This is a genomic window from Methylobacterium amylolyticum (assembly GCF_030700245.1).
GTDB lineage: Bacteria > Pseudomonadota > Alphaproteobacteria > Rhizobiales > Beijerinckiaceae > Methylobacterium.
Genome location: NZ_JAUYZI010000059.1, coordinates 18,012 through 29,210, shown reverse-complemented (window position 1 = coordinate 29,210; position 11,199 = coordinate 18,012). Strand labels below are relative to the sequence as shown.

Genomic DNA, 11,199 nt, shown 5'->3' with positions numbered 1-11,199 from the left:
GCCCCGAGGGCGGCCGGCCCGACCAGCGCCGCGCCGCCGGCGGCGAGCGGCGCCCTGAGGGCGAGGGCGGTCCGCGCCCCGGCCGCGACGGGCCCCGCCGCGACCGCTTCGAGGGCGGACGCCCGGACCACCGGCAGGACCGGCGCCGCGACGAGCCCCGCCACGCCGGCCCGCGGCCCGACGCGCGCCCGCCCCGCCGGGAGCGGCAGCCCGACCCCGACTCGCCGTTCGCCAAGCTCGCCGCCCTGAAGGCGCAGCTCGAATCCGGCGATCCCGGCAAGCGCTGACGCGCCGCGTCCGATGCGCGCGGGGCGGCAGCGGCTCGACAAGTGGCTGTGGTTCGCGCGCTTCGCACGGACGCGAACGCTCGCCGCGCGCCTCGTCGCGGAGGGCTTCGTGCGCGTGAACGGCGTTCGCGCGCTGGACCCCGCCAAGGCCGTGGCGGTCGGCGACGTGGTGACGGTCGCCGCCGCCCACGCGACCCGGGCCGTGCGGGTGGTCGATCTCGGCGAGCGCCGCGGCCCGGCCCCGGAGGCGCAGGGCCTCTACGACGACCTGTCGCCCCCAGGTCCTGCGCCCCCCGGCGACGCGCCGCCCGCCCCGGAGTGATGACCCGGCGCCACAGAGCCGCTCCCGCCGCCCCGCCGACCGCCCCGCGCGCTTGTCAGTCCGGGAGGCAGCGTCTAGAGCCCTTCGCATCCGACGCCCGGTCGCCCGCACCGGGCCTTGCGCGCGAGCGCGGCGCCAACCGGATCCGGGCGCGCGGGCCTTCGCGGTTCCGCCCGGACCGACGCCCTTAGGACGAAGATAGCCGATGACCTACGTCGTCACCGACAACTGCATCAAGTGCAAGTACATGGACTGCGTCGAGGTCTGTCCGGTGGACTGCTTCTACGAGGGCGAGAACATGCTCGTCATCCACCCGGACGAGTGCATCGATTGCGGCGTGTGCGAGCCGGAATGCCCGGCCGAGGCGATCAAGCCCGACACCGAGTCCAGCCTGGAAGCGTGGCTGAAGCTCAACGCGGACTATTCCAAGAGCTGGCCCAACATCACCCAGAAGAAGGACGCGCCGGGCGACGCCAAGGAGTGGGACGGGGTGTCCGGCAAGCTCGAAGCCCACTTCTCGCCCAATCCCGGCTCGGGCGACTGAGCGGAGTCCGGCGGGGGTTCGCGGCGCGCCTTCGCCCCGCGCGGGCGGAAGGCCAGCCCCGCGCCCAGGTCATTCGTGTCCGCCGCCGCCGGTGTAAAAGTCGGCGGACGCCGCTCCGTCGCCGCGCGTCGCCGTCCACGATGCTTTGATTCCGGGCCGGGATTGTGGTACACAATCCGCCTGCCGTCGCTCGTGCCAGACGTGCTCCCTCGACGCCGAAATGCGTTCCATCCCGTGAGGTTGCATGTGACCGACCGCCGTGGGCCTGTCCACGGCGGCGTCTCCGACTGCGTGCGTGCGGCAGCGTCGGGTCCCCGGACCCGGAGGCACGGTTTCGCGCGGGGCGCACGACGCGCCGCGCACCAGTGGAGGCCCTTCTCGCATGACCACAGCCAAGAAGACGACCCCAGGCCGGCAAGGCTTCAAGACCGGCGAGGCCGTCGTGTATCCGGCCCACGGGGTCGGCCGCATCACCGCCATCGAGGAGCAGGAGATCGCGGGTTACAAGCTTGAGCTGTTCGTGGTCTCCTTCGAGAAGGACAAGATGGTCCTGCGGGTGCCCACCGCCAAGGCCAACAGCGTCGGCATGCGCAAGCTCGCCGAGCCGGAGCTGGTGAAGAAGGCGCTCGACGTGCTGACCGGCCGGGCGCGCGTCAAGCGCACGATGTGGTCGCGCCGCGCCCAGGAGTACGAGGCGAAGATCAACTCGGGCGACCTGCTGGCCGTCACCGAGGTGGTGCGCGACCTGTACCGCTCCGAGGCGCAGCCCGAGCAATCCTACAGCGAGCGCCAGCTCTACGAGGCGGCCCTCGACCGGATCGTGCGCGAGATCTCCTCGGTCAACCGCATCACCGAGACCGAGGCGCTGAAGCTGATCGAGCAGAGCCTCGCCAAGTCGCCCCGCCGCGCCAAGAGCGAGGCGGAGACCGAGGGCGAGTCCGACGGCGACGACATCCAGGAGGAGGCCGCCTGAGGGCGCGCCGACCCTCGCGACACCGACCCGAAGCCCGGCCCCGCGGCCGGGCTTTTTCGTGCGCGGCCGAGTCGAGAATATCCCCAGCTTCGGATCGGCCGGGGCTGGACGAATCCGCGGCGCAACCCATGTGACCGTGTCAAAGCACAAAATCGTGGCCGCGCGGCCCTCCCTTTGCCGCGCCGCGGCGGAACTTTCGCGTTTCGCCTCCCGTTGTCGCACGCCTGGCGTCGAACGATCGTGACGCCCTGCGCGCCGGACACTAGGCTCGGCGCCGCATCAGCACTCGGGCACAAGAGGCAGGCGGAATGGCGGAAATCGCGGGAATTCGACGGCAGTTCATACGGACTGCGATGGAGGCGCCGTTCCTCGCCCGCGAGGAGGAGCGCGAACTCGCCGTCCGCTGGAAGGACCGCCGCGACGAGCGCGCCCTGCACCGCCTGATCTCCGCCCATATGCGCCTCGTCATCGCCCTGGCGGGGCGTTTTCGTCACTACGGCCTGCCGATGGCCGACCTCGTGCAGGAGGGCCATGTCGGGCTGATGGAGGCCGCCGCCCGGTTCGAGCCGGAGCGGGACGTGCGCTTCTCGACCTACGCCACGTGGTGGATCCGCGCCTCGATCCAGGACTACATCCTGCGCAACTGGTCGATCGTGCGCGGCGGGACCTCCTCGGCGCAGAAGGCGCTGTTCTTCAACCTGCGGCGGCTGCGCGCCCGGCTGATGCAGTCCACCGAGGAGCATGTCGGCGACGAGATCCACCGCCGGATCGCCAGCGCCATCGGCGTGTCCCGCGACGACGTCGCCCTGATGGACGCCCGCCTGTCGGGCCCGGACATGTCGCTCAACGCGCCCGTGGGCGAGGACAGCGACGCCTCCTCCGAGCGCATGGACTTCCTCGTCGACGGCGCGGCTCTGCCCGACGAGACCGTGGGCGCGACGGTCGACGGCGAGCGGCGCCTCGTGTGGCTCCAGCAGGCGCTGGGCGTCCTGTCCGAGCGCGAGCTGCGCATCCTGCGCGAGCGGCGGCTCGCCGAGGATCAGGCCACCCTGGAGGCCCTGGGCCAGCGGCTCGGCATCTCCAAGGAGCGCGTCCGCCAGATCGAGAACCGCGCCCTGGAGAAGCTCCGCCGGGCCCTGGCCGACCGGTTCCCCGCCGCCACCGGCAGCCCCTACATCGGCTGATTTTTTTCGGTTTTCCTCCCAGCACGCGCGAAGCCCGGCCCCGGCCGGGCTTTTTCATGCGCGGGATCCGCATCGTCATCGCGAGCGAAGCGACGCGACCCAGGGCAGCGCGACCCGACAGAATGTGGCGCTGCTGGTTTGCTTCGCTCCGCTCGCAAAGACGGAAACGGGCCGCCTTCAAAATGGGTCGCGAACAAACCTACGCCGCCTGCGGGGCGGCGCGGCGTTCGCGGCGACGGCGGCGCCGGCCGGGCTCGGGGGTGGCGTCGAGCCAGATCACCAGGGCGAGGGCGGCCAGCGCCGGCACGCCGAGCGACAGGAACGCGCCGGTCCAGCCGAACACGCTGTAGGCGAGCCCGCCGTACCACGCCGACAGCGCCCCGCCGACGCCCTGCACCGCGTTGACGCTGCCGAGCGCCGTCTGCGTGCGCCCCGAGCCCCAAGTGAGGTCGGCCACCACCACCGGCACCGCGACGCCGACGATGCCCGAGGCCACGCCATCGAGCACCTCCGCCGCGATCAGCCACCAGGGGTCGTCGATCAGCCCGGACATCACCGCCCGCACCGGCAGCACCGCGAAGGCGACCATCAGGAGCTGGCGGCGGCCGCGCCGGTCGGCCATCGAGCCGGCGAGCAGCGCCACCGGCACCATCACGAGCTGCGCCACCATCACGTAGCGGGCGGTCCAGGTGGTGGCGTCCGCCGCGGTCGCCACGAGTTTCTGGCCGAGCAGCGAGAGCATGCCGCCGTTGCCGAGGTTGAACAGGGTCAGCGCCACCGTCAGCACCAGCAGGCGGCGGTTCCCGAGCACCTGGCGGATGCCGCTGCGCTCCGGCTCGTCCGCATCGTCCTCGGTCCAGCCCACCGCCCGGCGCCGGTTCCAGGCCCCGGCCGGCGTCGTCACCGTCGCGACGATCGCCGCCAGCGCCATGCCGCCGAGCACCCAGAAGGCGATCGCCGGCCCGAACCGCGCGGTGCCGAGGCTGATCGCGCCGGCAGCGACTAGGATGCCGATGTGGTTGAACGCCTGGTTGCGGCCCTGCTGCTTCGGGAACCGGTCCTTGCCGACGATCCCGAGCGTCAGCGCAGCGACCGCCGGCAGCAGCAGCGTGCCCCCCGCCGCCGCGAGGAGCTGCGCGGTCAGCACCGCGGGGAAGCTGCGGGCCGGCAGCAACAGCAGCGTCCCGGCCAGGATCGCCCCGCAGGCGAGGCCGATCAGCACCCGCGGGTGCCCGAAGCGGTCGACCAGAGCACCGAACGGACCGCTGAGGAACAGCGTGCCGAAGCCGACCAGCGTCACCACGAGGCCGACCCGGGTCGGGCTCCAGGAGCCGGCCTCCGCCAACCACGTCCCGAGGAACGGCCCGAGCCCACCCTGGATGTCGCCGATGAAGACGTTGATGAGCGCGAGGTGGGCGGTGGGGGCCATGCGGGTCCGGGGCTGCGGCGGGGGCCCGGACCTGAGCGGTTCGGCCGCTCCGGTCAAGCATCCATCGCGTCACGGCTCCGGCGGGGGCGAGCCGCAGTCAAGGCGTCAGCCACCGCACGAAGCTCTTGGCGTAGGCTTCGGCCGTGCGGTCGAAGAGATCGTCGCGGCCACCGGCTTCCAGGGCTGCATCCGTGACGACCCCGATCAGACCCGAGCCCGAATACTGGCCGCCGAGGCCGCCGACGTAGGTCGTCAGGAGAGCGTTCGTCCTCTGATCGCGGATCTCGATGTCGGCCCGGATAAAAGAGGTCCCGCCGCCGAGGACGATCCGTTGGGCCGGCGAGGCGATCTCGATCTCGGTGATCGTCATCGAGAGCTTTGCCGGTCTCGTCCCCTCGGGCCTGGACGCGAGGGCACGCTGCAGCACAGCCTTGACGCGTTCGGCCGCGATGTCGCGGATCGCGGCGCGCGCCTGCGGCGTCGCGATGAGGGCCGGGTCGTTCGAGTCGATGCCGCGGGCCCGCAGGTACGCAGCTTCCCCACCGCTCCACCGCAACCGCGCCGTCTCAGGCATTTGGACGTCGAGGGCGGTGAAGCGAAGATCGGCCGTCTCCGAGGCGGACAGGCGGTTCGGGGCTACAGTGTTGCAGGCGCCCAGGAACAGCGCGACCAGCGACACGATCCCGGCGACGTGCAGCATCGCCGATTTCCGGATGCCGGACAGATAACCGCGCCTTTCACCGAAGATCGACAAGAGCTGCACTCCAATATTTCAAATACAACCAGTCGGCGAGTAACGATGTTGATTGATAAATTAGCAAGAATCGACTGAACAATGGCGACTCGCGCGCCACACTCTCCAGCGGGCAGGCACTCTCATCGGGCGGGTCACGGAGGTGTGATGGAATGACCCGCATCGCTGTGACGAATGACGCTGCGGTCGAACGGCGCGCGTATCGGGACGCCCGGCAGGCGGCTGCGCCAAGCCGGGATCAGGCACGTGCGGGCGGGCAGCCAGTGCGCCCGTCACCGGGGCGGCGGGCAGGGCGGCGGGCAGGACGCCGACCGAGGCCCCGCGGGCAACATCGGTGAAGGCGCGTCACGGCTCCGGCGGGCCGTACTGCATCCCGCCCTCGCCGAACGACCAGTTCTCCGGCGCCACCTCGACGAGGTTCACGAACACGTCCCCCGGCCGCAATCCGGGATCGCGCCCGAGTTCGCGGGCGATGGCCGCGTAGAGTGCCCGCTTCTGCGCCGTGGTGCGGGTGGCGTTGGCGGTGATCTGGACGATCACGAGGTCGTCGCTGCGGCGGATGCCGAGGTAGTCGCGGCCGTAGGCGAAGCCCGCCGCGTCGTGCTCGTGGACGACCGCGAACAGGTCGTCCTCGGGCACCGCGAAGGTCTCGCGCAGGGCCGCGTAGACGCCCGCGATCAGGGCGGCGCGATAGGCTTCGCTCTTGCCGGCGCGCAGGGAAATCCGGGTGAAGGGCATGGCGGCGTCTCATCAGCTCCGGGATGGGTCGGAATCGCGCGGGACCGCGAGGCCGGGAACGGTGAGGCCCGGAACGGTGAGGGCTCGGGCAGAGAGGGCCGGCGCGGCGAGATGGGCGATCTCGGCCCCGCCCGCGTCCGCTGGGGTCGCGCGCAGGACGAAGCGGGTCACCCGCCACGCGGCGGGGTCGAGGCCGACCAGCACGGCCGCCACGTCCGGCTCCGCGGCGAGCCGCTCCGCGCGCCCGGCCTCCTCGGCCCGCGCCGCTGCGAGATCGGCGCCGAGCGGGACGCGTCCCTCCTCGATCCCGAGGCTGGCGGCTCCTGTCGCAGTACCGACCCGGACGGCCCAGGGCAGCCACGTCTCGGTCCGCGGCCGCCCGAACGCCCGGATCACCGCCTCGAAGCCCGGGCCGGCGAGGAAGTCGGCCGCGGCAGTCGCGTCGAACCAGAGATAGAGCGAGCTGTAGGCGTTCTCGGCCGCGCCGCGGGCGCGCTCCTCGATGACGAACGCCTTGCAGGCGAGGCCCGGCGCGGCGTCCCAGGTCGGGCCGCGGGCGCGGATGCGGGCGCGCACCGCCTCCATGTCGTGGTCGGCCGGCAATCGGTGCCGGTAGCGGGCGAGCAGCATCGCGTCCTCCGTGGGTGACGCGTGCAGGGTTGCACCGAGCGACGATTACAGGAACATATGCACCGCTATATCTATCATAACGGAGTCATATCGCGATGGCGGAGGCGGTCCTCGATATCGACGGCGTGCGCGCCTTCGTCCGGGTGGTCGATCTCGGCAGCTTCACCCGGGCCGCGGAGGCGCTGGCGACCTCGCAGGCGGCGATCAGCCTGCGGGTGAAGCGGCTGGAGGACCGGCTGGGGATCCGGCTCGTCGACCGGACGCCGCGGCACGTCGCGCCGACCCCGCGCGGCGCCCGCTTCCTGCCCGCGGCCCGGCGCCTGCTCGACGCGCACGCGCAGGCGGTCTCCGATCTCACGGGAGCGCCTCCGCCGCGGCTCGATCTCGGCATCAGCGACCACGTGGCCGGCCCGGACCTGCCGGCCCGCCTCGCCCGGCTCGGCTTCGACGGCGCCGGCCTCGTCGCGGAGGTCACGATCCTGCCCTCGCGCGCGCTGCGGGCGGCGTTCGGCGACGGCCGCTTCGACGCGGTGCTCGTCCGCGACGAGGGGGAGGAGCCCGGCGGCACCGTGCTGGCGACGGAGCGGCTGGCATGGTTCGCGGCGCCGGGCTTCGCCTGGGACCGGGACGATCCCGCGGCCGGGCCGCTGCGGCTCGCGACGCTCGCGGGCCCCTGCAACGTCCGGGCGGCGGCGGAGACGACCCTCGACGCGGCCGGGCTGCCCTGGCGGGAGGTGTTCGTCGGCGGCGGCGTGCTGGCGGTCGGCGCGGCGGTCGGGGCCGGGCTCGCCGTGGCGGCGCTGGCGCCGAGCACCGCGCCGGCGGGCCTCGCGGAGGCGGGGGCGCGCCTCGGGCTGCCGGACCTGCCGGTGACGCGGGTGGTGCTGCACGCCCGGCCCCTGCGGGGCCGGGCGGCGGAGGCGCTGCGGGCGCTCGCCGCGGCCTATCGGGGGCCGAATGCGCCGTGATGCGCGCCCTGAGTCACGTCAGGAGGCGAGCGGTCCGCCCTGGCCTTCCTGGGCCTCCATCATCTTCTGCCGGTAGAGGCCGACGAAGTCGATCGGGTCGATGTAGAGCGGCGGGAAGCCGCCGTTGCGGACCGACTCGGCGACGATCTGGCGGGCGAACGGGAACAGCAGCCGCGGGCACTCGATCATCACCGCCGGGTGGAGCTGGTCCTGCGGGATGTTCAGCATGCGGAACACGCCGGCATACTTCACGTCGAAGGCGAACAGCGTCTCGTTCTGCATCTTGGCGCCGCCGTCCAGCGTCAGCTCGACCTCGAAATCGGTCTCGGAGAGCTGCTGCGCGTTGACGTTTACCTGGATGTTGATCTGCGGCCCCTGGCCCTCCTTGGGCTGGAGCGAGCGCGGGGCGTTCGGGTTCTCGAAGGACAGGTCCTTCACGTACTGGGCCAGCGCGTTGATGGTCGGCGCATCGCCTTGCGGCATGCCGCCGCCGTTGCCGTTGGCTGCCGGGGAGTCGGCCATGCGGGTCATCCTTCTCGGGCACACGTCCGGCGCGGCCGGCGCGGGTTGTCGCGGGCCGGGCCGCCAACCATATCCGGCCCGGAGGGCTCGGGCGCTAACATGCCGGCCGGGTGTGGACAAGCGAAGGGCGGATCGGGTCCGCCGGGGGTCGCGCGGCTTCGTCGCTCACAACCGGCTCGATCCTTGCGCGTTGGTCGGATATGAGTCGCCGGGATCGGCGGCCCCTCGCCAGCGCCGCTCCTCGAGCCCGGCCCGCGCGGGGGGCGAACCCAAGAGCGGCGGCGGCCAGCGGATCGGTGATGCAGGACAGCTTCGACGTTACGACGATCATCTTCCTGGCGCTGGCGGTCTTCGTGATCTGGCGGCTGCGCTCGGTGCTGGGTCAGAAGACCGGCGCGGAGCGCTCGCCGTTCAAACCGGTGGACCGCAGCCGGACCGAGCCGCAGGGCCGGTCGGAGGGCGACAACGTCGTGCGCCTGCCCGGCGCGGACCGGGTGCAGTCCGCGCCCGCGCCGGCCGCGGCGGCCCGGGACTGGCGCGGCATCGCCGAGCCCGGCTCCGAGGTGGCCCGCGGGCTCGAAGCGGTGGTGCAGGCCGAGCCGGCCTTCGACCCGCGCGCCTTCCTGGAGGGCGCCAAGAGCGCCTACGAGGCGATCATGATCGCCTTCGCCAAGGGCGACCGGAAGACCCTGCGCGCGCTGCTCTCCAAGGAGGTCGGCGAGGCGTTCGAGCGAGCGATCTCCGAGCGCGAGCGCAACCGGCAGACGCTGGAGACCACCTTCGTCTCGATCGACAAGGCCGAGATCGTCGCCGTCGAGGTCCGCAACCGCGTGGCGCAGGTCACCGTCCGCTTCCTGTCGAACCTGATCACCGCGACCCGCAATGCCGAGGGCAAGGTGGTGGACGGCAGCGCCGAGGCCGTGGTCGAGGTGCCGGACGTCTGGACCTTCGCCCGCACGCTGGGCTCGCGCGACCCGAACTGGCAGCTCGTGGCCACCGAGGCCGGCGCCTGATTTCTTTGTGATCTTGCTGCCGTGCCCATCCCGCGCGCCCGGTTCGGAGGCGGTCCGGCCGCCCTGCTCGCGGCGCTGCTGGTAGCGGGCTCCGCCTGCGCGGCTCCCACGACGGTCGGCGACGCCGCGCTGGAGCCGGTCGCGCTCAAGGATCTGCCGGGCTTCCCGGGCTCCGATCCCGCCGCCGCGCTCGACGCCTTCCGCCGGGTGTGCGCGGCGCCCCCGCCCGCCCAGCCGCAGCCCGCCACCGTCCTCGGCGACCCCGCCGACCTCGCCGCCGCCTGCGCGGCGGCCCGCGACACCGCGCCGGGCGAAGCGGCGGCTTTCTTCCGGGACAATTTCGACGCGTTCCGGGTGGTCCGGCCGGACGGGCGGCCCGGCTTCCTCACCGGCTATTTCGAGCCGGAGATGGCGGGCTCCCGCGAGCCGGGCCCCGGCTTCACCGCCCCCGTGCTCGCCCGGCCCGACGACCTCGTCGGCCTCGGCGCCGGCGAGACCCGGCCCGGCCTCGACCCGGGCTTGCGGGCGGCGCGGGCGACGGCCTCGGGCTTCGAGCCCTATCCCGACCGGGCGGCGATCGAGGACGGAGCGCTGGGCGCGCGGGCGCGGCCGATCCTGTGGCTGCGCGACGGGGTCGACCTCCTCGTGCTCCAGGTCCAGGGCTCGGGGCGGGTGCGGCTGCCGGACGGGACGGCGGTGCGGGTGCTCTACGACGGCCGCAACGGCCGGCCCTACACGGCGGTCGCCAAGCTGATCGTCCAGGAGGGGCACCTGCCGCTCGAAGGGCTGACGCTCGCCCGCTGGACGGCGTGGCTGCGCGCCCATCCCGACACGGCCCGGCGGCTGATCCGCCAGAACGCCTCCTACATCTTCTTCCGCCTCGCCCCCGTGGAGGACCCAGCGCTGGGCCCGCCCGGGGCGGCGAACGCGCCGCTCAGCCCTGGGCGCAGCGTCGCGGTGGACGGCGGCCTGTGGCGCTACGGACTGCCGTTCTGGCTGGCCGGGCGCCTGCCGGGCCCCGCGCCCGGCACCACGCCGGATGCGGCGGGCCGCCTCGTGGTCGCCGCCGATACCGGCTCGGCGATCGTCGGACCGGCGCGCGGCGACCTGTATCTCGGCACCGGCGCCGAGGCCGGCGCGGCGGCGGGCAACCTGCGCGATCCGGTCGGCTTCGTCGTGCTGCTGCCCAAACCTCGGGCCCGGCCGTGAGGCCGCCGCGCCGCCCGCGCACCCTCACCGCCGGGGAGGCGCGCCTGTGGGGCGAGATCGCCCGGCTGATCACGCCCCTGCGCGGCCGCGCCCGGCCGGCCGAGGTCGCCGTTCCGCCCCCGGCACCCCGGGTCATGCCCGACGTAGGTCCGCCGCTGGCGCTGCCCGCCGCGCCGCCGACAGCCCGGACGAAGGCCCCGAAGCCGCAGAAGCCCGCGACCGATCCGGCCCGGCCGGCGACCGCGGCGCCCTACCAGGCCCCGCCCCAGCGCCACGCCGCGCCCGAGGGACTGGAGCGGCAGGCCCGGCTCGGGCTGCGCCGCGGGCGCCTCGCCGTGGAGGCGCGGATCGACCTGCACGGCATGGTGCAGACCGAGGCGCACGCGGCGCTGACCGGCTTCCTGCTGCGGGCGCGGGCCGCCGGCCACGCCCACGTGCTGGTCGTCACCGGCAAGGGCGGCCCGGGCTACGCCGACGCCTTCTCCGAGCGCGGCGTGCTCCGCCGCAGCGTGCCGCACTGGCTGCGCGGCCCGGAGCTGCGGGGCATCGTGCTGGGCTTCGAAGAGGCGGCGCGCCACCACGGCGGCGCGGGGGCGCTCTACGTACGGCTGCGGCGGCGGTGACGC

At 73.6% G+C, this 11,199-nt stretch carries 14 protein-coding genes; 9 read left to right on the top strand and 5 right to left on the bottom strand.

Annotation, left to right across the window (positions count from 1 at the left end; all coding sequences use genetic code 11):
* The 5 genes from Q8W71_RS27795 to Q8W71_RS27775 form a co-directional block, all read left to right on the top strand.
* Positions 1-287 (top strand): hypothetical protein (locus Q8W71_RS27795; protein ID WP_305528654.1); only part of this gene is annotated, 287 nt, incomplete at its 5' end.
* A gap of 13 nt (positions 288-300) precedes the next feature.
* Entirely contained in the window at positions 301-609 is a 309-nt protein-coding gene (locus tag Q8W71_RS27790) for an RNA-binding S4 domain-containing protein (RefSeq protein WP_305528653.1), read from the top strand.
* Positions 610-814: 205 nt separating this feature from the next.
* Positions 815-1,153 (top strand): ferredoxin FdxA, encoded by a 339-nt coding sequence (gene fdxA / locus Q8W71_RS27785; RefSeq protein ID WP_305528652.1) that lies wholly within the window; start codon positions 815-817, stop codon positions 1,151-1,153.
* Between the two features lie 382 nt (positions 1,154-1,535).
* On the top strand, positions 1,536-2,126 hold the full coding sequence (locus Q8W71_RS27780) for a CarD family transcriptional regulator (RefSeq protein ID WP_305528651.1): 591 nt from the start codon (positions 1,536-1,538) through the stop codon (positions 2,124-2,126).
* 308 nt (positions 2,127-2,434) lie between these two features.
* Positions 2,435-3,310 (top strand): RNA polymerase factor sigma-32, encoded by an 876-nt coding sequence (locus Q8W71_RS27775; RefSeq protein ID WP_305528650.1) that lies wholly within the window; start codon positions 2,435-2,437, stop codon positions 3,308-3,310.
* Between the two features lie 199 nt (positions 3,311-3,509).
* Here the strand turns inward: Q8W71_RS27775 and Q8W71_RS27770 are convergent, their stop codons facing one another.
* The 4 genes from Q8W71_RS27770 to Q8W71_RS27755 form a co-directional block, all read right to left on the bottom strand.
* On the bottom strand, positions 3,510-4,739 hold the full coding sequence (locus tag Q8W71_RS27770; RefSeq protein ID WP_305528649.1) for an MFS transporter: 1,230 nt from the start codon (positions 4,737-4,739) through the stop codon (positions 3,510-3,512).
* Between the two features lie 97 nt (positions 4,740-4,836).
* Positions 4,837-5,493 (bottom strand): hypothetical protein, encoded by a 657-nt coding sequence (locus Q8W71_RS27765; RefSeq protein ID WP_305528648.1) that lies wholly within the window; start codon positions 5,491-5,493, stop codon positions 4,837-4,839.
* Positions 5,494-5,838: 345 nt separating this feature from the next.
* Complete coding sequence (locus Q8W71_RS27760; RefSeq protein WP_305528647.1) at positions 5,839-6,231, bottom strand: tautomerase family protein; 393 nt, start codon at positions 6,229-6,231, stop codon at positions 5,839-5,841.
* A gap of 12 nt (positions 6,232-6,243) precedes the next feature.
* The gene (locus Q8W71_RS27755; protein ID WP_305528646.1) at positions 6,244-6,861 is read right to left on the bottom strand and encodes a DUF4865 family protein; all 618 of its coding nucleotides are present in this window, start codon (positions 6,859-6,861) and stop codon (positions 6,244-6,246) included.
* Positions 6,862-6,956: 95 nt separating this feature from the next.
* Between Q8W71_RS27755 and Q8W71_RS27750 the strand changes: the two genes are divergently transcribed.
* Positions 6,957-7,829, top strand: coding sequence for a LysR family transcriptional regulator (locus Q8W71_RS27750; protein WP_305528645.1), 873 nt, complete (start codon positions 6,957-6,959; stop codon positions 7,827-7,829).
* Between the two features lie 18 nt (positions 7,830-7,847).
* Here the strand turns inward: Q8W71_RS27750 and secB are convergent, their stop codons facing one another.
* Complete coding sequence (gene secB, locus Q8W71_RS27745; RefSeq protein WP_305528644.1) at positions 7,848-8,351, bottom strand: protein-export chaperone SecB; 504 nt, start codon at positions 8,349-8,351, stop codon at positions 7,848-7,850.
* Positions 8,352-8,650: 299 nt separating this feature from the next.
* On the opposite strand from secB, the gene Q8W71_RS27740 reads away from it, so the two are divergent.
* Genes Q8W71_RS27740 through Q8W71_RS27730 form a run of 3 tightly spaced genes read left to right on the top strand, consistent with a single transcriptional unit; the run spans position 8,651 to position 11,196 of the window.
* Positions 8,651-9,364 (top strand): Tim44/TimA family putative adaptor protein, encoded by a 714-nt coding sequence (locus Q8W71_RS27740; RefSeq protein WP_305528643.1) that lies wholly within the window; start codon positions 8,651-8,653, stop codon positions 9,362-9,364.
* A gap of 21 nt (positions 9,365-9,385) precedes the next feature.
* A complete protein-coding gene (gene mltA / locus Q8W71_RS27735) occupies positions 9,386-10,573 on the top strand; it encodes a murein transglycosylase A (protein ID WP_305528642.1) in 1,188 nt (395 codons plus the stop codon).
* The gene (locus tag Q8W71_RS27730) at positions 10,570-11,196 is read left to right on the top strand and encodes a Smr/MutS family protein (protein ID WP_305528641.1); all 627 of its coding nucleotides are present in this window, start codon (positions 10,570-10,572) and stop codon (positions 11,194-11,196) included. The genes mltA and Q8W71_RS27730 overlap by 4 nt, the downstream gene beginning before the upstream one ends.
* Positions 11,197-11,199: the final 3 nt, after the last annotated feature.